The organism is Paraburkholderia sediminicola, from assembly GCF_046027825.1.
In the GTDB taxonomy this organism is placed as follows: Bacteria; Pseudomonadota; Gammaproteobacteria; order Burkholderiales; family Burkholderiaceae; genus Paraburkholderia; species Paraburkholderia sediminicola_D.
Map to the genome: position 1 here is coordinate 50,538 of NZ_JAQQDU010000015.1, position 25,133 is coordinate 75,670.

Genomic DNA, 25,133 nt, shown 5'->3' on the forward strand with positions numbered 1-25,133 from the left:
GCGACGGCGCGAATATGGCTTCCGATACTCAACCTGTTGCTCAACCCGAAACCAGAGCGCTGCGAGCGGCGCAGGCATCGGCTACGGCGAAACGCCCCGCAAGCGGCGCGCGCTGGATCGTGCCCGCGAAGATCGCGGTGTTTATCGCGGCGTGGTATCCGCTCGCGCGCATCGTGCTGTTCGGCATGACCGATCGGCTGGGTGCGAATCCGATCGAGTTCATCACGCGCTCGACGGGCCTGTGGACGCTCGTCTTTCTTTGCATCACGTTGGCCGTGACGCCATTGCGCCGGCTGACCGGCATCACAGCATTGGCCAGGTTTCGCCGGATGCTGGGTCTTTACGCGTTCTTCTACGCGACGCTGCACTTCACCACTTACCTGTGGTTTGACAAGTGGTTCGATGTTGCCGCGATTCTCAAGGACATCGGCAAGCGGCCTTTCATTACCGTGGGCTTCGCCGCGTTCGTGCTGCTGATCGCGTTGGCCGTGACGTCGCCGCGCGCGATGGTGCGCAAACTTGGACGCCGCTGGCAGACGCTGCATCGTGCGATTTATGCGATCGGCGTGCTTGCGATCCTGCACTTCTGGTGGATGAGGGCGGGCAAGCACGACCTGATCTTGCCGAAGATCTACGGCGCGATCATGGTCGCGTTATTGGGGTGGCGTTTGCTCGTATGGCTGCGCGAGCGGAGGTTGAAGACGCGCTGACCACCAGGATCCGCGCGCAAATAGAAAAAGGCGATGCCGCAGCGGCATCGCCTTTTTTATGCTTTGAGTTCTGACGCTTACGCCGGCAAGATGGTTTCGCCCGCAAACAGCTGCTTGACCTCTTCACGAGCGCGAACGAGATGCATTTGTGTACCATCAACCATCACCTCGGCCGCACGCGGACGGGTGTTGTAGTTCGAGCTCATCACAAATCCATATGCGCCAGCCGAGCGAATCGCCAGCAGATCGCCCGGTTCGACCGCCAGCAGACGTTCACGACCCAGCCAGTCGCCGCTTTCGCAAACCGGGCCGACCACGTCGTAGACGTGAGCGTGCACGTCGCGCTTAACGACCGCGTCGATCGCGTGATAGGCCTCGTACATGGCAGGGCGCGCGAGATCGGTCATCGCCGCATCGACGATGGCGAAATTCTTTTCCGCGCCTGGCTTCAGAAACTCGACGCGCGTCAGCAGTACGCCGGCATTGCCGACCAGCGAACGGCCTGGCTCGAAATAGACCTCGCGGTGCCCGTGACCGCGCGCTTCGATGCGATCCAGCACGGTGCGCACAAAGTCGCCGATTTCCGGTGGGGTTTCGTCGTCGTACGTGATGCCGAGACCGCCACCCACGTCGATGTGGCGAATCTTCACGCCGTCCTGCTCGATCTGTTCGACCAGTTCGAGAACCTTGTCGACCGCGTCCAGATACGGCGCGACTTCAGTGATCTGCGAGCCGATATGGCAGTCGATGCCGACTACGTCGAGATGCGTCATTGCCGCAGCGGCTTGATACGTGGCGCGTGCGTCTTCGAACGCGACGCCGAACTTGTTCGACTTCAGGCCGGTGGAAATATACGGATGCGTTTTTGCGTCGACATCAGGATTCACGCGCAGCGAGACGGGCGCTTTCTTGCCCATTTCCGCCGCAACCGCATTCAAGCGGTCGAGTTCGGGAATCGATTCGACGTTGAAGCATTTGACGCCGGCCGCGAGTGCCTGACGCATCTCGTCCGCATGCTTACCGACGCCGGAAAACACGGTGTTTTCCGCTTGGCCGCCCGCGGCCAGCACGCGCGCCAGTTCGCCACCCGACACGATGTCGAAGCCGGCGCCGAGGCGTGCGAACACATTCAGCACCGCGAGATTGCTGTTGGCCTTGACGGCAACGTGCACGGTCGCGCGGCGGCCGGCGCAAGCGCCTGCATAGGCATTCCACGCTTCGGTGAGCGCGGCACGCGAATAGACGTACAGGGGCGTGCCGAATTGCTCGGCGAGTGAGATGGCGGACACGCCTTCGGCGTGCAACACGCCGTCGACGTAGTCAAATGCGGATCGAGTCATGCGAAAGTCTTATTGAGCGGGAGTGACTGCAGAGGCAGGTTGCGCGGGCATAGCGGCGGATGCAGCAGAAGCGGGCGGCGTGGCGAGTTCGCTTTCCGGCGACAACGAGAGCGGTGCGCCGGACGTATCGGGTACCTCACCCATCGGAGCGGTGGTTTGCTCGCCCGATTTCCCCGCATCCGGCGACGGCGGTTGCGTGCGCTCGACCGGCTTGGCCGGTAGCGGCGGCACGGTGGGCAAATAGAGCGAACCGCGTTGCCCGCAGCCGGCAAGTGCACAACCTGCGAGAATGGCTAAACCCGCTACAATCGCGCGGCCGGGCGCCGCCGCGCGCATCCGAGATACGACTCGCATGACTGTCCCTGAATAAATAATCGATGGAGTTTAGCATGTCCGATAGTGAATACCTGACCCGCGCGGAAGCCGCGCTAGCCGCCATCGAACGCGCGCTTGACGACACGGAAGTCGACATCGAACTCGAGCGCAGCGGCAATGTCCTGACCCTCGAATTCGAGAACCGCACGAAGATCATCGTCAACCTGCAGCCGCCGATGAGCGAGATCTGGATTGCCGCGAAAGCGGGCGGGTTTCACTTCCGTTTCATCGACGGCGAGTGGCGCGATACGCGCAGCGGCACGGAGTTTTTCGCCGCGCTGTCGGAGTACGCGACGCAGCAGGCTGGCGAGCCGGTTCACTTCGCGGCCTAAAGCGCTCGTTTCTGAATTGGATTCGGGAAGGGCCGCTTGATTGACTGCTTGCTCGACCATTGAATCGAACACCGAAGCGACCGCCTGAAAGAAAAAAACCGCCGCGCATCGAGCGCGGCGGTTTTTTTCGACTGTTCCTGGTATTGCTTTAGTGCCCCTTGAACAGATTCATGATGTCCTGCTTTTCCTGCTCGCCGACTTGCTCGGGCGCCGCCGCCGCCGCGGATGCGTCGCTCGCATCGGCATCCAGTGCAGCCTGACTGATACCGACTGTCGCGACGAAACCGTGCCCCGGCGTGAAGTCGTCGAAATACAGTTCTGAACCGAGCTCTGTCACGCCGTCGGGCATCGGCATCTTGTATTCCGGCACGCCTTTGAGGGCGCTCGCCATGTATTCGATCCACACCGGCAACGCGAGGCCGCCGCCGGTTTCCTTATCGCCGAGACTGCGCGGGTTGTCGTAGCCAATCCACGCGATGGCGGTGAGCGTGTGCTGATAGCCGGCGAACCATGCATCCCGCGAATCGTTAGTCGTGCCGGTCTTGCCGCCGAGATCGGTACGCTTCAGCACGTTGGTCTTCGCGCCCGTGCCACGTTGCGCGACGCTTTGCAGCAGGCTGTTCATCACATACGCATTGCGCGGCTCGATCGCGTGCGGCGCGCTCTGCGCGGCGACCAGCGGTTGCACATGCGCCACGACGATGCCGCGCTGATCGGTGACTTCAGCGATCAGATACGGGTTGACGCGATAGCCGCCGTTAGCAAACACCGAGAACGCGCCGGCCATCTGCAAAGGCGTGACCTGACCCGCGCCGAGCGCCATCGGCAGATAAGCCGGGTGACGCTCCGCGTCGAAGCCGAAACGCGTGATGTATTGCTGCGCGTACTTGGTGCCGATCTGGTTAAGGATGCGAATCGACACGAGGTTCTTCGACTTCTGCAGCGCAGTGCGCATGGTCATCGGACCGTCGAAACCGCCGCCGTAGTTCTTCGGTTCCCACGCCTGACCACCGGTCTCCGCCGCGCTGAAAAAGAGCGGCGCATCATTGATTATCGTGGCCGGTCCGAGCCCCTTTTCGAGCGAAGCCGAATAGATAAACGGCTTGAAACTCGAACCCGGTTGACGCCAGGCTTGTGTCACGTGGTTGAACTTGTTCTTGTTGAAGTCGAAACCGCCAACCAGCGCGCGAATCGCGCCATCTTGCGGCACCACCGAAACGAACGCGCCTTCCACTTGCGGCAACTGTGTGATCGACCAGTTGCCGTCGTCATCCTTCACAAGGCGAATGATCGCGCCGGGCCGCACGCGTTGATTCGGCTGCGCACGCGTGCCGAGCGCGAACTGGGCGAAGCGCAGGCCGTCGCCCTGGATGGTCGCAACATTGCCGTCGATAAAGGCGGCCTGTACCTGCTTTGGACTCGCCGCCGTCACCACCGCGGCGATGATTTCGCCGTTGTCGGGATGCTCGAGCAACGCGTCGTCGATGGCCTGCTCGCGGTCGTCCGCATCGGAGGGCAAATCGATGAACGCTTCCGGCCCGCGATAGCCGTGGCGCCGTTCGTAGTCCATCAGACCTTTGCGCAGGGCCCGGTAAGCGACGTCCTGATCGGCCGAGTCGATGGTGGTCACTACATTCAGGCCGAGCGTGTACGCCTCTTCGCGATACTGCGCGTACATCATCTGCCGCACCATTTCCGCGACGTACTCCGCGTGCACGCTGAACTCCTTGCCCGCACCCTTGACAACCAGCGGCTGCTTGCTTGCTTCGTCGTATTGTTCTTGACTGATGTAGTGCAATTCGTACATGCGCTGCAGGATGTACTCCTGACGGATCTTCGCGCGCTTCGGATTGACCACCGGGTTATACGCGGACGGCGCCTTCGGCAGCCCCGCCAGCATGGCCGATTCCGCCAGTGTCAGATCCTTCAGATCTTTGCCGAAGTACACCCGCGCTGCGCTCGCGAAGCCATACGCGCGCTGACCGAGATAGATCTGATTCATGTACACCTCGAGAATCTGATCTTTCGTCAGCTTCGACTCGATCTTGTACGCGAGCAACATCTCGTAGATCTTGCGCGTGTAGGTTTTCTCACTCGACAGGAAGAAGTTGCGCGCCACTTGCATGGTGATCGTGCTGGCGCCTTGCGTGGCGTGACCATTGGTCAGTGCGACGAAGCCGGCGCGCGCGATGCCCGTGAGGTCGACGCCGCCGTGATCGTAGAAGCGCGCGTCTTCGATTGCCAGCACGGCTTTCTTCAGGCTGTCGGGCACGTCCTGGATATGGACGATGTCGCGCCGCTCTTCACCGAATTCGCCAATCAGCACGTGGTCGGCCGTGTAGATGCGCAATGGCACCTTCGGCCGGTAGTCGGTCAGCGCATCGAGCGACGGCAGGTTCGGCGTGGCAACCACCAGGGCATAACCGAGCACCAGCAGCACGCACAGGATGCCTGCGACGATCAGACCCACCAAGCCCATGATGAGCTTGAGCCACAAGGGGCGTTTGCGCTTCTGCGGCGCGGGCGGTGGGGACGTAGGAGACGTGGATTGCATATGGGCACCAAAATACAGTCCCGCGATTATAGCCGCCTCGCTTTTCAGCTTTCGGCATGCTTACTGACACTTCTTGACAAGTCGGTGCGCCGCGCAGGAATGACTTCACTGTAGACGCTTTGATGGCGCGCAGGGCAGGCGTCGCGCAACGTTAGCCATTCGGCTGAGTGTCGCGCGGCGGCGCGGCTACGCACAATTCTCCCTCTTTACTCGCGTTCGAATCGTTCGTCGCGTGAGTCTGAGGGAGGGCGTGATGACGTTCAGAAGTTCGTGGCTTCAGGGTGTGCAACTCGGTGCGCAGCGTTTTGCTGCGGGAATCGATGTGGGTTCGCAGGCGGTGCGTCTGGTTGTGGTGAGTCAGCATTCACGCACACGTGCCGTGCTGCATATCGAGTACGCGAGCACGGTGCCGCTTGGCGCTGGCGCAATGGCCGGCACGGAGATCGCCGACCGGCATGCGGTGGCGCGTGCGTTGCGCGACGTATTCGCCGGTCTGCCGCGCGCGTGTGCGACGCACGCATTGCGATGCGCGATGGCGCTGCCCGCCTCGGCCACGTTGACAACCACGGTGCCGCTCACACGGCTCGCCGCGCTCGCCGGTTGCGCGGAAGACGGCGGGCATGAACTCGCCGAACTCGAGCCCGCGGTGATGAGCGAAGTCGAGCGCATCGCGGGCCTCGAGCGGCATGCGTTGGCGGTCGACTGGTTCGTCGACGAAACGCGTTCGCCGATTCGTTCGGTGACGATTGCCGCCACCGCACGCCAGCACCTCGAAGCGCGTATCGAATGCGCGGCGACCGCGGGTATCTCTCTCACCGCGATCGATGGCGAGCCGCATGCGGCCTTGCGCGCCATGCGCTACGCGGCGAGCCACGAACTCGATCCGCACGAGCCCTATGTCGCACTCTGGATCGGGATGGACGGCGTGTACGGCTGGCGCATCGTCGACGACTGCCTGGTCGGCGAAATGCGCTACCCGGCGCCCGAGCACACCGATCTTGCCGACGCATTGCGCGATCTCGTCCACGGCCCCGTACTCGACTGTGCGTTGTTGAGCGGCGAGGTGGATTTGCTCGACGGCGTGGGTTTCTCGATGGCGGATATCGCCGACGTGTTGGGCTGCACTGTGCTGCCGTTCGAATGTGCGGCGCTGGGTGGGCTTGCCCTTCAACTGCACGATCCGTTGTTGCACGAACCTGCCGCAGCGGTCGCATTCGGACTGGCGTTGCGCGGGGTGCTCGAATGAGGCGCGGTCCGGGCGCGGGTTTGCATCCGGCGGGCCCCGCCATGCCACCTTCTACGCGTGGCGTGCGCTTCGCACGGTCGTGGCTCGGCGGCTTCAATCTGCTGCCGTACAGGCAACGCAATGCGCGGCTCTTGCGCCGGCAGCGTCTGCTCGAATGGGCTGTCGCAGCGCTCGCTGGTTTTGCGGCCGTGCTCGCCTTGATCGGGTGGCAGGCATTCGAAAAGTCGCGGCTCGACGCGCAGCGCGCGTCGATCGAACAATCGCTCACGCATTTGGCCATGCCGCTCGCGGAGCACGCCAGGTTGTTGCTGGCGCAGGACGAGCAACGCAAAGGCGCGGCGCGTGCGATGAACTTATCCAAACCGCTAACGCATTTGCGCGATCTGCTGGATGCATTGAGTTTCGAACCCGGTGACGGCGTGGTGCTGCAGCAGTTGCGCCAGCGCGAGCACGAGACGGAGTTGTTCGCAACCTCGCGCGGACATATCGCGTCGGCCGGGTGGCTCAAACGCTTGAGCGCGATCCGCGGCGTGCAGGGCGCAGAGGTTAGCGACCTGCATCGCTCGACGCCCCGCAGTAGCGCAGTTGCGCAGTTGCGGCGGCCAGCATGACCGGCCCGATCGAATTCGGGGCGCATCTGCGCTGGGACGACCCGCCAAAGAAAACGGCACATACAGCCGGCTTGGCGGCGCAACGTCCGATGAAGTCTGAACAATCAGGAGGTGCGAAATGAGTACGACTTTTGTCGAGTTTGACGGCGCGACGAGCGCGCGGGTTTCTTTTTCCCAGTGGATGAAGCGTGTGCGCTTGCCACTCGCTGCCTGGAGCCTGCGGCGCCGCTGGGTGGTCGCATTGCTGATCGCCGGGGTGGTGTTCGTCCTCAGCGCGCATGGCTGGGTGGTGGCCGATCTCGGCGGGGTCGAGGCGAGCCGGACGGCATTGGATGCGGGCACAAGGCATCTCGCGGATGCGCGCCGCGCGCTGGCGCAATTGCCCGCGCTGCGCCGGGAAGCCGCCGCCACGCCGGGCGCACAGTTGCCTGCGTCGTGGACCTCAGCGGACGATGTGCGCATCGTGTCCGAACTCGCAGCGCAGAATAGCGTCTCGTTGCTCTCGGTAGAACCCGATGCCGCTAGCGGCTCGGGAGCCGAAAGCATGCGTCCTATCCAGCTCACCGCGCACACCGATTTCGTCCACCTGATGGCATTTCTGCGTGGCCTGTCGGATCTGCCGGTGCTGATCGTTCCCGTCGATGTGACGGTGAAGCGTGATGTTGCTTCGCTAGCGGTGACGGCGACGCTGCACGTATTCAGCGCGCTGAGGCCGGTGCCTTCAACGGCTGCTGCGGACGCGTTTGCCGACGAGAGCCTCGATTCAGACGACGAAGAAGACATCGTGGTCTTCGATCCGTTCTCGCTTCCGCAGTCGCTCGCGTCAGGCGAGCCACAGCCGGACGTTACGTCATTGCGCCTGGTCGGCCTGCTGCACGATCGCACGCGAGGCCTGGCCTTGCTCGATACGCCAGATGGCGCGACCACCGTCGTGCCCGGGCAGCAACTTGGTACTGAGCGTGTCACTCGACTCGACGCGCTCGGCATCACGCTGGTCAATGGCGACGCGACGCGCACATTGGTAATGACGGAGGCGTCCTGATGAGGCTGATGAAGCCAGTGGGCGCGGCGGCGTTGCGCTTCGGCGTTCGCGTGTGTTTCTGTCATGGCGTGTGTGGTGGCCTGTCTGCAAAGATGCGTGGAGGCGCGTTTTGCAGATCGATTGGCAGATTGCTTTGCAGTCCGCTTTGCCGCCTTCTTAGCCGTCTGGTCGCCGGCATGGCATTAAGCGTCGGCACCGCGCACGCGTCGACCCCGCTGCTGCCTCCACTTCCCGCGCACATGTCGCTCGACGATGCCATTGCGCTGCCCGATGCGGGATATGACAGACCGCCACTGCAGCGCGGCATCGCTGCCGAAGTGCCCAACCCGTTCCGCGATGATTCCGACGACGAGCCCCGCGTATCGCGAGCGGCGGCAACCGCCGACATCGGGCGCACCGACGGCCTGGCTGATGACGCAGACGGTTCAGTGCCGCTACGGAGGCAATCCGTGGCCTCTGTGCCCGACGACCTCACCGGAACCGCGCCGCTCGAAGGCCCACCGGTCCCGCTGCCGCCGCTCGCGCGCCTGAGCGACGCACCGAAAACGCCTGCCGACGCCCAACTTGCCGCCGACGACAAGCCGAGCTCGCTTAATTTCCAGCGTGCCGAACTCGGCGCGGTACTCAACGCCTTCGCCCAGTTCACCGGACTGAACATCGTCGCGAGCGAGAGAGTGCGCGGCGCCGTTTCACTACGGCTCGACAAGGTGCCGTGGCGCACCGCGTTCGATACCTTGCTCGACGTCAACGGGCTGGCTATGGAGCGCCACGGCAACGTGATCTGGGTCGCGCCGATCGCGGATCTGGCCGCACGCGAGCGGCAGCGTTTCGAAGCGCACGCGAGAGCCGCCGATCTTGAGCCGCTCGCAAGCCGCACGTTCGAGTTGCGCTACGCCCGTGCCGAGGACGTGCGACGCCTGTTGGCCGGCGCCGGAAACCAGCGCGTGCTGTCCAGACGCGGTGCCGCGACTGCCGATCCGCGTACCAATCTGCTGTTCATCACCGATCTCGAAGGGCGCCTCGCGCAAATCACGGCGTTGCTTGCCTCCGTCGACCGCCCGACCCGCCAGGTTTTGATCGAGGCGCGCATCGTCGAAGGCGAGCATGGTTTTTCGCGTAATCTCGGTGTGCGGCTTTCCATGGCGGCGGCCAACGCCGACACCGACGGCTCCGCCCGAGGTTTGACGGGGTGCAAGGACGGCTCCGTGTACGATCTGTCGGCGCGGCCGATTGCCGGTTTCGACGCCGCCACCGCCGGCCTGACCTTGTTCGCAGCCGGGGCGACGCGGCTCCTGAACATCGAGCTGACCGCGCTGGAGGCCGAAGGGCGCGGTGAAATCGTCTCGAGCCCCCGGGTCGTGACGGCGGACCGGATGAAAGCGGTCGTCGAGCAGGGCACCGAGCTGCCCTATCAGGCGAAAGTGGGGCAGGGCGTGTCGGGCGTGCAGTTTCGTCGCGCCACGCTCAAACTGGAGGTCGAGCCGCAAATCATGCCGGACGGCAGGGTGGTGCTGGACCTCGACATCGCCAAAGACAGTGTCGGCGAGCAGACCGATGCCGGGCCCGCGATCAACACCAAACACGTGCAAACGCGCGTCGAAGTCGAAGATGGTGGTACGGTGTCGATCGGCGGAATTTACGCGACCGACAACCGGGACGATGTGACGCGGGTGCCGGTCCTGGGCAAAATACCTGTTTTGGGAGCGCTTTTTCGCCATCGGGCCCATCGGGACCAGCGCAGTGAACTGGCCGTTTTCATCACGCCGCGCGTCGTTCAGACAAATTAGGGGCACGCTGCCACCGCTCGCGAGCGGCGGCACGCAGGCTCGACAAGGCAGCCGCTTTGCCAGTAAGCTGCGGCACGAACCATACCGGATTAGCCAGAGGACACCGTTGCAAGCGCGGGACGCATACGCCAATGTATTTTTTGTAGGGCTCATGGGGGCAGGCAAAACCACCGTGGGCCGGGCCATTGCGCGCCGTCTCGATCGCCCGTTCTTCGATTCCGACCATGAAATCGAGGTGCGCACGGGCGCGCGCATCCCGGTGATCTTCGAGCTGGAAGGCGAAGCAGGCTTTCGCGATCGCGAAGCGCACGTGATTTCAGATCTGACCGGGCGCGAAAATATCGTGCTGGCCACGGGCGGCGGCGCGGTGCTGCGGCCGGAAAACCGCGAAGCGCTGCGGAATCGAGGTCTGGTGATCTATTTGCGCGCCAACCCGCACGATCTGTGGCTGCGCACCCGGCGCGACAAGAATCGCCCTCTTTTGCAGACAGAAGACCCCAAAGCGCGCCTCGAGGCGCTCTACGAAGTACGCGATCCGCTATACCGGGAATGCGCGCACTTTGTGATTGAAACCGGCCGGCCTTCGGTCAACGGACTCGTCAATATGGTTCTGATGCAGCTCGAGATGGCCGGTGTCGCCAAACATCCTGCGTCATAATGGACCGTATGATTACCGTCAATGTCGAACTGGGCGAGCGTGCCTACCCCATCCATATCGGTGCTGATCTGATCAGCCAGACCGCGTTGTTCGCGCCGCATATCGCCGGCAGCTCGGTCACCATCGTTACGAATACCACGGTCGACCCGCTCTACGGCGACACGCTGCGCGCGGCGCTCGCGCCGCTCGGCAAGCAGGTGTCCACGGTCGTTTTGCCGGACGGCGAAGCGTACAAGAACCTCGAAACCCTGAACCTGATTTTCGACGCGCTGCTGGGCTCGCGCGCCGATCGCAAGACCACGCTGATCGCGCTCGGCGGCGGTGTGATCGGCGACATGACCGGGTTTGCCGCGGCTTGCTACATGCGCGGCGTGCCGTTCATCCAGGTGCCGACCACCTTACTCTCGCAAGTCGATTCGTCGGTGGGCGGCAAGACCGGTATCAACCATCCGCTCGGCAAGAACATGATCGGCGCGTTCTACCAGCCGCAGGCTGTGATCGCCGACATCGGCGCGCTGCGCACGCTGCCGGCGCGCGAACTGGCCGCAGGCGTTGCTGAAGTGATCAAGACCGGCGCGATTGCCGACGCCGGCTTCTTCGATTGGATCGAAGCGAACATCGGGGCGCTCAATCGCTGCGAGCCGGCAGCGCTAGCCGAGGCGGTCAAGCGCTCGTGCGAGATCAAGGCGTCGGTCGTGGCGCAGGACGAGCGGGAAGGCGGACTGCGCGCGATCCTCAATTTCGGCCACACCTTCGGCCATGCGATCGAGGCCGGACTCGGCTACGGTGAATGGCTGCATGGCGAGGCGGTCGGTTGCGGGATGGTGATGGCGGCGGACCTGTCGGTGCGTATGGGCCATCTCGACGAAGCCGCGCGCAAACGTCTGGTCGACGTGATCGTTGCCGCGCGTTTGCCCACCCGGGCGCCTGCGCTTGGCGAATCGCGGTATGTCGAACTCATGCGGGTCGACAAGAAGGCGGAAGCCGGCGCGATCAAATTCATTCTGTTGAAGCGTTTCGGTGAGACGCTGATCACCCAGGCGCCCGACGCCGAGGTGCATGCTACGCTGGCTGCTGCCGTCTAGACCGACTCGGCGAGGGCTTGGCAGCAAGGCAACGCGCACCAGCGTCACGAGGCGCCGCCCATGTTTCGGAGAATCCGGTGACTGACAGGCGCAGCGACGATGTAAAGCATGACCCGGCAGGCACGCCCATGAGCGGCGTGCCTTCGCCGGAAGCACTCGAAGCGCATCTCGCGCCGTATGCGGCGCATTCCGCCCAATCGCGTGGCCGCCGCTATCCCGAAGCCGCGCCCAGCGCGCGCACCGAGTTCCAGCGCGATCGAGACCGGATCGTCCACTCGACGGCATTCCGCCGGCTTGAATACAAAACGCAGGTATTCGTGAATCACGAGGGCGATCTGTTTCGCACGCGACTCACCCATAGCCTGGAAGTTGCGCAGATCGCCCGTTCGGTTGCCCGCAATCTGCGCGTCAACGAAGACCTCGTCGAAGCCATTTCGCTGGCGCACGATCTCGGTCATACGCCGTTCGGCCATGCGGGCCAGGATGCGCTGAACGAATGCATGCGCGAACATGGCGGCTTCGAGCACAACCTGCAAAGCCTTGCCGTGGTCGATGATCTGGAAGAGCACTACGGCGCGTTTAACGGCCTGAATCTCTGCTTCGAAACGCGGGAAGGCATTCTCAAGCACTGCTCACGCGAGAATGCGCGGCGCCTCGGCGTACTGGGCGAGCGTTTTCTGGAGGGGCGGCAGCCTTCCATCGAAGCGCAGATTGCCAATGTCGCCGATGAGATCGCGTACAACAATCACGATGTTGACGACGGCTTGCGCTCAGGCCTGCTCACGGTGGAGCAACTGGCCGAAGTGGAGTTATGGCAGACGCACTACGCGGCGGCGCGTGACGACTTCCCGCAGATCGAAGGGCGCCGGCTGATTCACGAGACCGTGCGCCGCATCATCAACACGTTGATCGTCGACCTGATCGATACGACCTCACTCAATCTTGCAAGGCACGCGCCCGCCTCGCTGGACGCCGTGCGCGCCGCACCGCCGCTGGTCGCGCATAGCGAAGCGATCGCCGCGCAGGCGGCGGCACTTAAGCGCTTTCTGTTCAAGAACCTGTACCGCCACTATCGCGTCATGCGCATGGCCAACAAGGCGCGTCGCGTGGTGACCGGCCTGTTCGATGCATTCACGGACGATCCGCGGCTCTTGCCACCCAGCTATCAATCGAAGGACGTGTCGCAGCAACCGCGTCTGATCGCCCACTACATCGCTGGCATGACGGATCGATACGCGGTGAAGGAGTATCAGCGGCTGTTCGTGATCGACGACAACTGAACGAACGGACGCCGGCAAGTAACGGCGCTTGACCGGCGTCAGAGCTGGCTCCCAGGGAGCCAGCCGCTCCTCATGTAGCGCAACCCGTCTACCGTAGCCGCGAGGCGAACAGCGCGCCTGCGATTAGCGCAGCGCCGCCGACGATCGCAATCACCTGCCAGGGGTTTTCGCGCACGTAGTCGTCAGCATCAGAGATCGCCACTTCGGCGCGTTCCCGCATGGCTTCGCGGGTGTCGTTCAGGCGCCCACGCGCGGCGTCGAGTTGTTTTCGCAGTTTGCTGCGCAGCGCGACGGCGTCGGCCTCGGTGCCGTCCGCCAGGGTGGATTCGAGTTCCGACATCAGTGTGCGCAGTTCGCCTGCGATATCTTCGGCCGCGTGGCGGCTATGGCGAGCGATACGCCGTGCACGGCGGCTTGTGGTGGTCCAGGATTCGCCGAGGGCGTCTCGCGTGTTCGGAAGTGCTGTCATGGTCGCTCCGTCGATGGGGGTGATAAGGTCCCGCTGTCACGCAGACATACGCTGTCGCGCGGGAAGCGCCCTTTGAACGCAACTTCGGTGCCACACCCGCGACCCCTTTCCACCGTGACGCGGACCCACATTCCTCAGCAAATACTGCACGAGCCCATTCAATGGTGGGTTAAATTTACAAAACGCTCACGCCTGCCCGCTGGGCGAGGTTCCCACGCCGCGAACGGCCTCCCGGCTAGCGCACAAAATGAAAAACACCGCCATTGGCTATATGACGGCGTTGTCCAAGTCACGAAAATTCGACTACCCTAAGTCAACAGCCCCTAATTTCGTGAGGCGTTAGAAACGGTAACCGATGTTGACGTAGGAAACGATCGGGTTGAGCCTGATCTTGGTTTGCGATTGCACATTCAGCGTGCCGACCGGCGTGTTTGCGGCGGAGTTCAGCTTGGCGGTCGTGCTGAGTGGCAAATACGAAATCGAGACGCCCGCGAACCAGTGCTGGTTGAACGCATAGGTGAAACCAGCATTAAAGACCGGTGCCCACGAACTATCCGTAGAGACGCTGGTCGGACCATGCAGTACGTTTGCCTCGAACACGCTGTTAGTGATCTCAGCATCGGTGAACCAGACGCGGCTCACACCAACGCCAAGATACGGGCGGAACGTGGCGGTCGGTGCGTTGAAGTAGTACTTGAACAGCAGAGTCGGGCTCCACTGTTTTGCCTGGCCGAGCTTGCCGAATTGAGCGAGGTTGCCCGAGCCTTCGAGGTCGAACGAAGGCGGGACACCGATCACGAACTCGGTCGCAATGTGATCTGTGATGAAGTAACCGGCGGTGAAGCCGATCGTGTCGGCCGAATCCAGCTTTGCCCCGGTGTTGGGTTGTGTGAGATTGGTCGGGCTGCCACCTATGCTCGTCACGGTCAGCGGGTCGCTGCTCGATTGAGGCGCAAGATGGAACCAACCTGTCGTGACGTAAAAGCTTCCGGCCGATTGCGCATGTGCTGCTGTTGTCATGCAGGCTAGTGCGGCGATCCCCGTTACGGCCTGTTTTAATTTCATATGTGCTCCTCCAAAAAGGCCCGCTCATTATGACTACAACGTTTGAAACAAACCATACGCGGCGGCTAGAGCTTTCTCCCTAGGCCCCGCGCGGTTTCTGGCTGAGCCGCGCCGCGCCGAACCTCGGGCGCATGCGGCTCTTCGGACCTTCGGGTATGTACCAACGCGACTATTGGATACTTCAGCATGGCACGGCTTGCACGTCTCTATGTCCCTGACCAGCCGCAGCACGTCATCCTCCGCGGACTCGATCAGCAGCCCGCGTTTGTCGATGACCAGGACTACGAGCTTTTCATCGACTGTCTGAAAGCGGCTTCACGCGACCATCACTTGTCCATCCACGCCTATGCGCTGATGCCGGGCTCTGTCCAACTGCTCGTCACACCCACTGAAGAGTCGAGCTTGCCGAAGGCAATGCAGGCGGTGGGGCGCCGCTACGTCGCGCACTTCAACCGGCGTTATGCGCGCCGCGGCACGCTGTGGGAGGGCCGCTACCGTGCCACGGTAATCGAAGGCGAGCGCTATTTCCTGCTGGCGAGCCGTGTTGTCGAGATGTCGCCGGTACGCGCCGGGCTCGTGAGCGCGCCTGAGGACTATCGCTGGTCGAGCTACCGTCATCACATCGGCCTGACGCTTGATAGCCTGATTACCGACCACCCGTTGTACTGGTCGCTCGGCAATACGCCGTTCGAGCGGCAGCGCGCGTACCGTGAACTGTGCGAGCAGCCGCTCGACGAACGCGAAGCCAGTCAGCTTCAGCAGGCCACCTTGAAAGGCTGGGTTCTGGGCAGCGACACCTATCGGGAGTGGGCGGCGCGGGCCGCCAACCGGCGCGTTTCGCCGCTGCCGCGTGGGCGGCCGCGCAAGGTTCGCGAAACGCCGCAGACACAATAAAGCGTTTCGCATCAAAGTGTTGCACCCGAAACGGCATCTTCGCGTGCCGTTTTCTTTTGCACCATTTTGATATGGCACCAATAAAAAACAACCGCAATGCACCAATTTGATAATTAGGGATCGATCATCACGTTTTATTTGCTATTCCATTGATTCGTCGCGTATATTCCGAATTCCGGTACTTTTTGATACGCGTAGCATTCAAGCGTACTGAGACGCCGACGCGGTTGCGGTGCGAACTGCGGCAATAGAAAAACGGTTTAACGGCCTGTCCGGCCCCTCACAGACGGTGTCCCCATGAACGATCACCAGCAACCGACTCACCCGGTTCCCGCCGCGCAAGGTCTGTACGACCCGCAAAACGAACATGACGCCTGCGGCGTCGGCTTCGTTGCTCACATCAAGGGCAAGAAAAGCCACGAGATCATCGAGCAAGGCCTGAAGATTCTCGAGAACCTCGACCACCGGGGCGCCGTCGGCGCCGATCCGCTGATGGGCGACGGCGCGGGCATCCTGATCCAGATCCCGGACGGTTTCTATCGCGAGGAAATGGCCAAGCAGGGCGTCGTGCTGCCGCCGAACGGCGAGTACGGTGTCGGCATGGTCTTCCTGCCGAAGGAACACGCCTCGCGTCTCGCTTGCGAACAGGAACTGGAACGCACGGTGAAGGCCGAAGGCCAGGTCGTGCTGGGCTGGCGCGACGTGCCGGTCGACCACACCATGCCGATTTCGCCCACCGTCAAGGCGAGCGAGCCGCTGATCCGCCAGATCTTCATTGGCCGCGGCAAGGACATCATGGTGACCGACGCGCTCGAGCGGAAGCTGTACGTGATCCGCAAGACCGCGAGCCACCGCATTCAGGCGCTCAAGCTCAAGCACGGCAAGGAATACTTCGTGCCGTCCATGTCGGCGCGCACGGTGGTCTACAAGGGCCTGCTGCTGGCCGGCCAGGTCGGCGTGTACTACCGCGACCTGCAAGACGAGCGCACCATTTCGGCGCTGGCCCTGGTGCACCAGCGCTTCTCGACCAACACGTTCCCGGCGTGGGAACTGGCTCACCCGTACCGCATGATCGCCCACAACGGCGAAATCAACACGGTGAAGGGCAACGTCAACTGGCTGAACGCCCGTACCGGCGCGATCGCATCGCACGTGCTCGGCGACGATCTGCCGAAGCTGTGGCCGCTGATCTACCCGGGCCAATCCGACACGGCATCGTTCGACAACTGTCTCGAACTGCTCGTAATGGCCGGCTACCCGCTCGTCCACGCGGTGATGATGATGATCCCGGAAGCCTGGGAACAGCACACGCTGATGGACGACAACCGCCGCGCGTTCTACGAATACCACGCCGCGATGATGGAGCCGTGGGACGGCCCCGCTGCGATCGCCTTCACCGACGGCCGTCAGATCGGCGCCACGCTCGACCGTAACGGTCTGCGTCCGGCGCGCTACATCGTCACCGACGACGATCTCGTGATCATGGCGTCGGAGGCGGGCACGTTGCCTATCCCTGAGTCGAAGATCGTCAAGAAGTGGCGTCTGCAGCCGGGCAAGATGTTCCTGATCGATATGGAACACGGTCGCATCATCGACGACAAGGAACTGAAGGACAACCTCGCCAACGCCAAGCCGTACAAGAGCTGGATCGACGCGGTCCGGATCAAGCTCGACGAAATCGAGCCGAAGGCCGAAGACGTCGCAACGGAACGCCGCGAAGCCGCTGCCTTGCTGGATCGCCAGCAGGCGTTCGGCTACACGCAGGAAGATCTCAAGTTCCTGATGGCGCCGATGGCGCAAGCCGGTGAAGAAGCCGTCGGTTCGATGGGCAACGACTCGCCGCTGGCGGTCATGTCCAACAAGAACAAGACGCTCTATCACTACTTCAAGCAGCTGTTCGCGCAAGTCACGAACCCGCCGATCGACCCGATCCGTGAAAACATGGTCATGTCGCTGGTGTCGTTCGTCGGTCCGAAGCCGAACCTGCTGGACACGAACAACATCAACCCGCCGATGCGTCTCGAAGTGTCGCAGCCCGTGCTCGACTTCAAGGACATCGCCAAGATCCGCGCGATCGATCAGTACACGGGCGGCAAGTTCAGTTCGTACGAACTGAACATCTGCTACCCGGTGGCCTGGGGCAAGGAAGGCATCGAAGCGCGTCTGGCGTCGCTGTGCGCGGAAGCTGTCGATGCGGTCAAGTCCGGCTACAACATGCTGATCGTGTCGGACCGCAAGACCGACCGCGACAACGTCGCGATTCCGGCGCTGCTGGCTACGGCCGCGATCCATACGCACCTCGTCCAGCACGGTCTGCGCACGAGCGCGGGCCTGGTGGTGGAAACCGGTTCGGCGCGTGAAACGCACCACTTCGCGTTGCTCGCGGGCTACGGCGCGGAAGCCGTGCACCCGTACCTCGCGATGGAAACGCTCGGCCAGCTCGCAGCGGGCCTGAAGGGTGACCTGTCGCCGGAAAAGGCGGTCTATAACTTCACCAAGGCAGTCGGCAAGGGCCTGCAGAAGGTCATGTCGAAGATGGGCATTTCGACCTACATGTCGTACACCGGCGCGCAGATTTTCGAAGCCGTCGGCCTGGCTGAGGGTCTGGTGTCGAAGTACTTCAACGGCACCTCGTCGAAGGTCGGAGGCATCGGCCTGTTCGACGTCGCGGAAGAAGCGATCCGTCTGCATCGCGATGCGTTCGGCGACAACCCGGTGCTCGCGAACATGCTCGACGCCGGTGGCGAATACGCCTACCGCGTGCGCGGCGAAGAACATATGTGGACGCCGGATGCGATCGCCAAGCTGCAGCACTCGGCGCGCAGCAACTCGTACCAGACGTACAAGGAATACGCGCATCTGATCAACGATCAGACCAAGCGCCACATGACGTTCCGCGGCCTGTTCGAATTCAAGTTCGATCCGACCAAGGCGATCCCGCTCGACGAAGTCGAATCGGCGAAAGATATCGTCAAGCGTTTCGCAACGGGCGCCATGTCGCTGGGCTCGATCTCGACCGAAGCCCACGCCACGCTGGCTGTTGCGATGAACCGCATCGGCGGCAAGTCGAACACCGGCGAAGGCGGCGAAGACGTGAACCGTTACCGCAACGAACTGCGCGGTATTCCGATCAAGAACGGCGACACGATGAAGTCCGTGATCGGCGATGAAGTGATCGTCGACATTCCGCTGAAGGACGGCGATTCGCTGCGCTCAAAGATCAAGCAGGTGGCGTCGGGCCGTTTCGGCGTGACGGCGGAATACCTCGCGTCGGCTGATCAGATCCAGATCAAGATGGCGCAAGGCGCGAAGCCGGGCGAAGGCGGTCAGTTGCCGGGTCACAAGGTGTCGGAATACATCGGCAAGCTGCGTTACTCCGTGCCGGGCGTCGGCCTGATTTCGCCGCCGCCGCACCATGACATCTACTCGATCGAAGATCTGGCGCAGCTGATTCACGACCTGAAGAACGCCAACCCGGCGGCCAGCGTGTCGGTGAAGCTGGTATCGGAGTCGGGCGTCGGTACGGTGGCAGCGGGTGTTGCCAAGGCGAAGGCCGATCACGTCGTGATCGCCGGCCATGACGGCGGCACGGGTGCATCGCCGCTGTCGTCGGTGAAGCATGCCGGCACGCCGTGGGAACTGGGTCTGGCTGAAACGCAGCAAACGCTCGTGCTGAACCAGCTGCGCGGCCGCATCCGCGTGCAGGCTGACGGTCAGATGAAGACCGGCCGCGACGTCGTGATCGGCGCGCTGCTCGGCGCGGACGAATTCGGCTTCGCGACGGCGCCGCTCGTCGTCGAAGGCTGCATCATGATGCGCAAGTGCCACCTGAACACCTGCCCGGTCGGCGTCGCGACGCAAGATCCGGTGCTGCGTGCGAAGTTCCAGGGCCAGCCGGAACACGTCGTCAACTTCTTCTTCTTCGTTGCGGAAGAAGCGCGCGAAATCATGGCGCAACTGGGCATTCGCAAGTTCGACGACCTGATCGGCCACGCCGAACTGCTCGACATGAAGAAGGGCGTCGAACACTGGAAGGCGAAGGGTCTCGACTTCTCGCGCGTGTTCTATCAGCCGCAGGTGTCGGCTGAAGTCGCACGCAAGCATGTCGATGTGCAGGATCACGGTCTCGAGAAAGCGCTGGATCACGTGCTGATCGAGAAGGCCAAGGCCGCGATCGAGAAGGGCGAGCACGTCTCGTTCATCCAGCCGGTGCGTAACGTGAACCGTACGGTCGGCGCCATGCTGTCCGGCACGATCGCGAAGAAGTACGGCCACGACGGCCTGGCCGACGACACGATTCACATCCAGTTGAAGGGCACCGCGGGTCAGAGCTTCGGCGCGTTCCTCGCGAGAGGCGTGACGCTGGATCTGGTCGGCGACGGTAACGACTACGTCGGCAAGGGCCTCTCGGGCGGCCGCATCATCATTCGTCCGACCAACGATTTCCGCGGCAAATCGGAAGAGAACATCATCTGCGGCAACACGGTGATGTACGGCGCGATCGAAGGTGAAGCGTTTTTCCGCGGCGTCGCCGGCGAACGTTTCTGCGTGCGTAACTCGGGTGCGACGGCAGTTGTCGAAGGCACGGGCGACCATGGTTGCGAATACATGACGGGCGGCACGGTGATCGTGCTCGGCGAAACGGGCCGTAACTTCGCGGCCGGTATGTCGGGCGGTATCGCCTACGTCTTCGATCCGGACAGCACGTTCGCGGGCAAGTGCAACAAGTCGATGGTCGCGCTCGATCCGGTCTTGCAACAGGCCGAACAGGAACGCACGGTCGACAAGGGCCTCTGGCACAGCGGCACCACCGACGAAGCCCTGCTCAAGGGTCTCATCGAACGTCACTTCCAGTTCACGGGTTCGCCGCGTGCAAAGGCGCTGCTCGAAAACTGGGATGCATCGCGCCGTCAATTCGTGAAGGTGTTCCCGACCGAATACAAGCGCGCGCTGGGCGAAATGGCAGCGAAGAAGGCGAACAAGGAAGTGCTCGCCGCCTAACTGACCCGCCCGTGACCCGCCTGCGGCTCGGCCCGCAGACGTCACACTTAGCCGTACCCGCCGCTCGACTATTCGATTGTTCGACGCGGCGGGTGTAGATCACCTCACCTGATACAGATAGAGAAGAGAACCACATGGGCAAGGCAACCGGTTTTCTCGAGTATGAGCGCCGCCACGAGGCGTACGAAGCTCCGCTCACACGTGTGAAGCACTACAAGGAATTCGTCGCGGCACTGACCGACGACGAAGCAAAGATTCAAGGCGCGCGTTGCATGGACTGCGGTATTCCGTTCTGCAACAACGGCTGCCCGGTGAATAACATCATCCCGGACTTCAACGACCTGGTGTTCCATCAGGACTGGAAGAACGCGATCGAAGTGCTGCACTCGACGAACAACTTCCCCGAGTTCACGGGCCGCATCTGCCCGGCACCGTGCGAAGCGGCGTGCACGCTTGGCATCAACGACGACCCGGTCGGCATCAAGTCGATCGAACACGCGATCATCGACAAAGCGTGGGCCGAAGGTTGGGTCGCGCCGCTGCCGCCGAAGCACAAGACCGGTAAGAAGGTCGCCGTGGTCGGATCCGGCCCTGCCGGTATGGCCGTCGCGCAGCAACTCGCGCGCGTGGGGCACGATGTCACGGTGTTCGAAAAGAACGACCGCATCGGCGGCTTGCTGCGTTACGGCATTCCGGACTTCAAGCTGGAAAAGTGGCTGATCGATCGTCGCATGCGTCAGATGGAAGCTGAAGGCGTGACGTTCCGCGCCAACGTGTTCATCGGTAAGGCGGATACGCTGCCGGAACACATCGGCAACACCGCGAAGGAAACCATCACACCGGCCGAACTGAAAGAGCAGTTCGACGCGGTCGTGATCGCCGGCGGCTCTGAAACGCCGCGCGATCTGCCGGTGCCGGGCCGCGAGCTGGAAGGCATCCACTATGCGATGGAATTCCTGCCGCAGCAGAACAAGGTCAACGCCGGCGACAAGGTCGCGAACCAGCTGCTCGCGAAGGGCAAGCATGTGGTCGTGATCGGTGGCGGCGATACGGGTTCGGACTGTGTCGGTACGTCGAACCGTCATGGCGCGAAGAGCGTCACGCAATTCGAATTGCTGCCGCAACCGCCGGAAGCAGAAAACAAGCCGCTCGTGTGGCCGTACTGGCCGATCAAGCTGCGCACGTCGTCGTCGCATGACGAAGGCTGCTCGCGTGACTGGGCGGTCGCGACCAAGCGTCTCGAAGGCAAGAACGGCAAGGTCGAGAAGCTGATCGCCGCGCGCGTCGAATGGAAGGACGGCAAGATGCAGGAAGTGCCGAACTCGGAATTCGAAATGAAGGCCGATCTGGTGCTGCTGGCGATGGGCTTCACGCAGCCGGTGTCGCCGGTGCTCGAAGCGTTCGGCGTCGACAAGGACAACCGTGGCAACGTGCGTGCCGCGACTGAGGGCGACAAGGCGTATTACACGTCGGTGGACAAGGTCTTCACCGCGGGCGATATGCGTCGTGGCCAGTCGCTGGTGGTGTGGGCGATTCGCGAAGGACGCCAGTGCGCACGTTCGGTCGATGCATTCCTGATGGGGCATTCGGAACTGCCGCGCTAACGTCTCTGTCGACCAGAGTTGGCGCTTTAGCTGTCGACTGGAGTCGCGCTTTAGTGCGTTACTCCAGTCCCATGCAAAGCACTTACTCTGGTCCCATGCAACACGGTTGCTGCTGGTTTCGCCTTTGAGTAAGCGTAGAAACCGGCTAATGCTTGCAGGACTAGGTGGAGACGACAAAGCGGTACATAAGCAGTACACCAAAGCGGTAAAAAAACAAAGCCGGGCACCTGAGAGGGTGACTTGGCTTTTCCGTTTTGCGACGCGCTGAGCGTGCTGTCTATGCCTTGCGTCGCGAGCGACGTCCCGCGCCAGGCCGCACAGTCATCGAGTCATTTCCTATACCGGTTCAACGTCAGCCCGTCGAGATCGATGTCCGGCTTGCGCTGCGTGATCAGATCCGCGACCACGCGCCCCGAGCCCATCGACATCGCCCATCCCGTCGAACCGTGCCCGAGATTCAGCCACAGATTGTCCACGCCGGACGGGCCAAGCAACGGCGCGCCATCGGGCGTCATCGGACGGCGGCCCACCCAGAAGTGCGCGGAAGTCGGATTGGCCGCGTGCGGAAACCAGTCGCTGAGCACTTTCATCAGCGTTTGCAAGGCCTGCTCGCGCAAGGTTGTCTGGCGATTGCCGAGTTCCGCGGTGCCGGCCACGCGCAGGTTGTTGCCGAAGCGCGTGATCGCCGTTTTCAGCGACTCATCCATCAGTGCCGCGTGCGGGGCTTTTTCTTCGTCGGTGATGGGCAGCGTCGCGGAGTAGCCTTTGACCGGGTAGAGCGGCACCTTCACACCGAGCGGCGCGAGCAACGCCGCACTGTCGACGCCCAGCGCCACCACCACGGCATCCGCTTGCATCGTCTCGCTGCCGCGTTCGCTCTCGATACGCACCGCCCGAACCGTACCGCCTCGCACGTCAAGGGCGCTCACACGCGTGTCGAAGCGAAACTGCACGCCATTGCGCTCGCAGATCGCGCGCAATTCGCGGGTGAAGCGGGCGCAATCGCCGGCTTCGTCGTCGGGGAGATAGAGACCTGAGACGGGCGTCTGACGCGCCCAGCGCAAACCCGGTTCGATCTCGACGCACTGCGCCGCACTGACTTCCCGATGCGCGATACCCGCGTCGCGCAGGACCGCCAGCGCGGGTTGCGCGAGTTCGACGTCGTACTCGCTGCGGAACAACTGCAGATAGCCCTGGCTGCGGCCATAGTCGAACGGATAACAGCGGCGGAATTCGTGCAGGCACTCGCGGCTGTAGTAAGCGATGCGTTGCATGCGCTGCTTGTTGACGCGAAAGCGTTCGAGGTCGCATTCACGCAGCCAGCGTGCGATCCAACGCCATTGAGCCGGGTCGAAAGTAGGGCGGAAAATCAGCGGTGAGGCCGGCTTGAACAGATACTTGAGAATCTTCGCCGGCATGCCGGGCGCGGCCCACGGCGTTACATAACCCGGCGCGATCACGCCGGCGTTGCCGAAGCTGGTGGAGAGCGCGACGTCCGGCTCGCGCTCGATGAGGGTGACGTCGCAGCCTTGCTGGCTCAGATAAAACGCGGTAGCGACGCCGATTACGCCGCCACCCAGAACGATCGTTTTCATGTGTGTGACCCGCGATTTCAGGCGGTAGGGCGGGCCGCGCCGAGCACTTTGCCTTTGGTTTCCGGCAGAAGCACGGCGGCGACAATCACCAGCAGGTAGCCCGAACCGGCGACTATGCCCATCGCCTTAACTAGCGTCATGGTTTGCGACAGGGTACCCACCAGGATCGGAAAGAACGAGCCGAGGCCACGGCCCAGGTTGTAGCAGAAGCCTTGCCCCGAGCCGCGGATCGAATTCGGATACAACTCGGACAGATAGGCGCCCACACCCGCGAAAATCCCTTGCACGACGATGCCAAGCGGGAAGCCGAGCGCGAGCATCATGCCGTCGGTGATCGGCAGCATCGTATAGACCATGCCGAGCACGAACGAGCCGATTGCGAACAGCACGAACGACGCGCGCCGGCCGATCTTGTCGCACAGAATCGCCCCGAGGATATAGCCGGTGAATGAGCCGACGATCAGCACGATCAGATAGCCGCTGGTGTTGAAGACCGACAGATGGCGCACGGTTTTCAGATAGGTCGGCAGCCAGGTGGTGATCGCGTAGTAGCCGCCGAGCATGCCGGTGCACAGCACGCTGCCTAACAGGGTCGTTTTGAGGTGAGGGAAGGAAAAGATCTGCAGGAAGTGCGAGGTATCGAAGCCGCTTTCGCGGGCGCGGCGCGTTTCGAGAAAGATCTCCGGATCGCTGACATTGCGGCGGATGTAGATGATCCACAGCGCGGGCAGCAGGCCGATCCAGAAGCAGGCACGCCATGCAACCTGTTCCGGCAGCAGCGCGAAGAACGCCCAATAGATGATGGCCGCCGCCGCCCAGCCGAAGGACCAGCTGCTTTGCACGGTGCCGACGGCTTTCGCCCGATGCTGAGGTGAACGGATGGTTTCGGCCATCATGATCGTCACGACCGACCATTCACCGCCAAAGCCGATGCCTTGCAGCGTGCGGGTGGTGAGCAGTTGCCAGAACGAGTGGGTGAAGCCGGACAGGCAGGTGAAGATCGCAAAGGTGGCGATGGTCCACTGGAGGACACGCACGCGTCCGTAGCGGTCGGCGAGGATGCCGGCGAGCCAGCCGCCGACCGCCGACGAAATCAGCGAGCTGGTCGCGATCATGCCGGCTTCGCTTTTGGTCATGCCCCACGTCGCGATCAGCGTCGGGATGAGGAATGAGTAGATCATGAAGTCGAAGGCGTCGACTGCGTAGCCGCCGAAGCCCGCGTAGAGGGTGCGGCGTTCGCGCTGGGTCAGTTCGGTGAACCATTGGAGAGAGGGCATGTTTTTTTGTGGTCTCCAGGCGGTTTTTGCCTTCCGGCGGCTTGATCGTGGTTTTTTGTATTCTAAGGGCGCGGGGTGTTATGCGGCCAGCTATGGTCAAAAATGGCGGTCGGGTAAGAAACTCCATTCCGGTTCCTTACGAACTACTACCATGTAACCCAAAAATTATTCGTCACCGTTAAACTGCGCCGGCAGTGCTCAAGCTGCG

18 protein-coding genes and 1 pseudogene are annotated in these 25,133 nt (G+C 62.6%); 12 read left to right on the top strand and 7 right to left on the bottom strand.

Annotated features, from left to right (window positions below):
- Positions 1 to 14 precede the first annotated feature (14 nt).
- Entirely contained in the window at positions 15 to 710 is a 696-nt protein-coding gene (msrQ, locus tag PQQ96_RS10870; protein ID WP_408291500.1) for a protein-methionine-sulfoxide reductase heme-binding subunit MsrQ, read from the top strand.
- 77 nt (positions 711 to 787) lie between these two features.
- On the opposite strand, the gene lysA is transcribed toward msrQ, so the two are convergent.
- Both lysA and lptM read right to left on the bottom strand, forming a co-directional pair.
- Positions 788 to 2,050, bottom strand: coding sequence for a diaminopimelate decarboxylase (gene lysA / locus PQQ96_RS10875; protein ID WP_408291502.1), 1,263 nt, complete (start codon positions 2,048 to 2,050; stop codon positions 788 to 790).
- Positions 2,051 to 2,059: 9 nt separating this feature from the next.
- Complete coding sequence (lptM, locus tag PQQ96_RS10880; protein WP_408291504.1) at positions 2,060 to 2,404, bottom strand: LPS translocon maturation chaperone LptM; 345 nt, start codon at positions 2,402 to 2,404, stop codon at positions 2,060 to 2,062.
- A 35-nt stretch (positions 2,405 to 2,439) separates the two neighbouring features.
- Between lptM and cyaY the strand changes: the two genes are divergently transcribed.
- The gene (cyaY, locus tag PQQ96_RS10885; protein ID WP_408291506.1) at positions 2,440 to 2,757 is read left to right on the top strand and encodes an iron donor protein CyaY; all 318 of its coding nucleotides are present in this window, start codon (positions 2,440 to 2,442) and stop codon (positions 2,755 to 2,757) included.
- 148 nt (positions 2,758 to 2,905) lie between these two features.
- On the opposite strand, the gene PQQ96_RS10890 is transcribed toward cyaY, so the two are convergent.
- On the bottom strand, positions 2,906 to 5,311 hold the full coding sequence (locus PQQ96_RS10890) for a penicillin-binding protein 1A (protein WP_408291508.1): 2,406 nt from the start codon (positions 5,309 to 5,311) through the stop codon (positions 2,906 to 2,908).
- 253 nt (positions 5,312 to 5,564) lie between these two features.
- Here PQQ96_RS10890 and pilM point away from each other — a divergent pair, with 253 nt between their 5' ends.
- The 7 genes and pseudogenes from pilM (at position 5,565) to PQQ96_RS10925 (ending at position 13,020) form a co-directional block, all read left to right on the top strand.
- Positions 5,565 to 6,557, top strand: a complete 993-nt coding sequence (gene pilM / locus PQQ96_RS10895; protein WP_408291510.1) for a type IV pilus biogenesis protein PilM — start codon at positions 5,565 to 5,567, stop codon at positions 6,555 to 6,557.
- Positions 6,558 to 6,598: 41 nt separating this feature from the next.
- Positions 6,599 to 7,290 (top strand): annotated as a pseudogene (locus tag PQQ96_RS10900) (fimbrial assembly protein).
- The gene (locus PQQ96_RS10905) at positions 7,287 to 8,210 is read left to right on the top strand and encodes a hypothetical protein (RefSeq protein WP_408291512.1); all 924 of its coding nucleotides are present in this window, start codon (positions 7,287 to 7,289) and stop codon (positions 8,208 to 8,210) included. Before PQQ96_RS10900 ends, PQQ96_RS10905 begins: the two are co-directional and overlap by 4 nt.
- A 176-nt stretch (positions 8,211 to 8,386) precedes the next feature.
- Positions 8,387 to 9,997 (top strand): type IV pilus secretin PilQ, encoded by a 1,611-nt coding sequence (locus PQQ96_RS10910; protein WP_408291513.1) that lies wholly within the window; start codon positions 8,387 to 8,389, stop codon positions 9,995 to 9,997.
- Positions 9,998 to 10,103: 106 nt separating this feature from the next.
- On the top strand, positions 10,104 to 10,655 hold the full coding sequence (locus PQQ96_RS10915) for a shikimate kinase (RefSeq protein WP_408291515.1): 552 nt from the start codon (positions 10,104 to 10,106) through the stop codon (positions 10,653 to 10,655).
- An 8-nt stretch (positions 10,656 to 10,663) separates the two neighbouring features.
- Positions 10,664 to 11,740 carry a 3-dehydroquinate synthase gene (aroB, locus tag PQQ96_RS10920; protein ID WP_459252137.1) on the top strand — a complete coding sequence of 359 codons (1,077 nt, stop codon included), beginning with the start codon at positions 10,664 to 10,666 and terminating at the stop codon, positions 11,738 to 11,740.
- Positions 11,741 to 11,817: 77 nt separating this feature from the next.
- Positions 11,818 to 13,020 carry a deoxyguanosinetriphosphate triphosphohydrolase gene (locus PQQ96_RS10925; protein WP_408291519.1) on the top strand — a complete coding sequence of 401 codons (1,203 nt, stop codon included), beginning with the start codon at positions 11,818 to 11,820 and terminating at the stop codon, positions 13,018 to 13,020.
- An 88-nt stretch (positions 13,021 to 13,108) separates the two neighbouring features.
- Here PQQ96_RS10925 and PQQ96_RS10930 read toward each other — a convergent pair whose 3' ends face one another.
- Together PQQ96_RS10930 and PQQ96_RS10935 are read right to left on the bottom strand one after the other, a co-directional pair.
- Entirely contained in the window at positions 13,109 to 13,489 is a 381-nt protein-coding gene (locus tag PQQ96_RS10930; protein ID WP_408291521.1) for an ElaB/YgaM/YqjD family protein, read from the bottom strand.
- A gap of 339 nt (positions 13,490 to 13,828) precedes the next feature.
- Positions 13,829 to 14,554: an OmpW/AlkL family protein gene (locus PQQ96_RS10935; RefSeq protein ID WP_408291522.1), complete on the bottom strand. Its 726-nt coding sequence runs from the start codon at positions 14,552 to 14,554 to the stop codon at positions 13,829 to 13,831.
- A gap of 186 nt (positions 14,555 to 14,740) precedes the next feature.
- Here PQQ96_RS10935 and PQQ96_RS10940 point away from each other — a divergent pair, with 186 nt between their 5' ends.
- The 3 genes from PQQ96_RS10940 to PQQ96_RS10950 all read left to right on the top strand — a co-directional run bounded on the left by PQQ96_RS10940 (position 14,741) and on the right by PQQ96_RS10950 (position 22,053).
- Positions 14,741 to 15,448, top strand: coding sequence for a transposase (locus PQQ96_RS10940; protein ID WP_054036587.1), 708 nt, complete (start codon positions 14,741 to 14,743; stop codon positions 15,446 to 15,448).
- Positions 15,449 to 15,745: 297 nt separating this feature from the next.
- Positions 15,746 to 20,449: a glutamate synthase-related protein gene (locus PQQ96_RS10945; RefSeq protein ID WP_408291524.1), complete on the top strand. Its 4,704-nt coding sequence runs from the start codon at positions 15,746 to 15,748 to the stop codon at positions 20,447 to 20,449.
- A 134-nt stretch (positions 20,450 to 20,583) separates the two neighbouring features.
- A complete protein-coding gene (locus PQQ96_RS10950; protein ID WP_408291526.1) occupies positions 20,584 to 22,053 on the top strand; it encodes a glutamate synthase subunit beta in 1,470 nt (489 codons plus the stop codon).
- 329 nt (positions 22,054 to 22,382) lie between these two features.
- Here PQQ96_RS10950 and PQQ96_RS10955 read toward each other — a convergent pair whose 3' ends face one another.
- Both PQQ96_RS10955 and PQQ96_RS10960 read right to left on the bottom strand, forming a co-directional pair.
- The gene (locus PQQ96_RS10955; RefSeq protein WP_408291528.1) at positions 22,383 to 23,648 is read right to left on the bottom strand and encodes a D-amino acid dehydrogenase; all 1,266 of its coding nucleotides are present in this window, start codon (positions 23,646 to 23,648) and stop codon (positions 22,383 to 22,385) included.
- 17 nt (positions 23,649 to 23,665) lie between these two features.
- Positions 23,666 to 24,925 carry an MFS transporter gene (locus PQQ96_RS10960; protein ID WP_408291529.1) on the bottom strand — a complete coding sequence of 420 codons (1,260 nt, stop codon included), beginning with the start codon at positions 24,923 to 24,925 and terminating at the stop codon, positions 23,666 to 23,668.
- Positions 24,926 to 25,133: the final 208 nt, after the last annotated feature.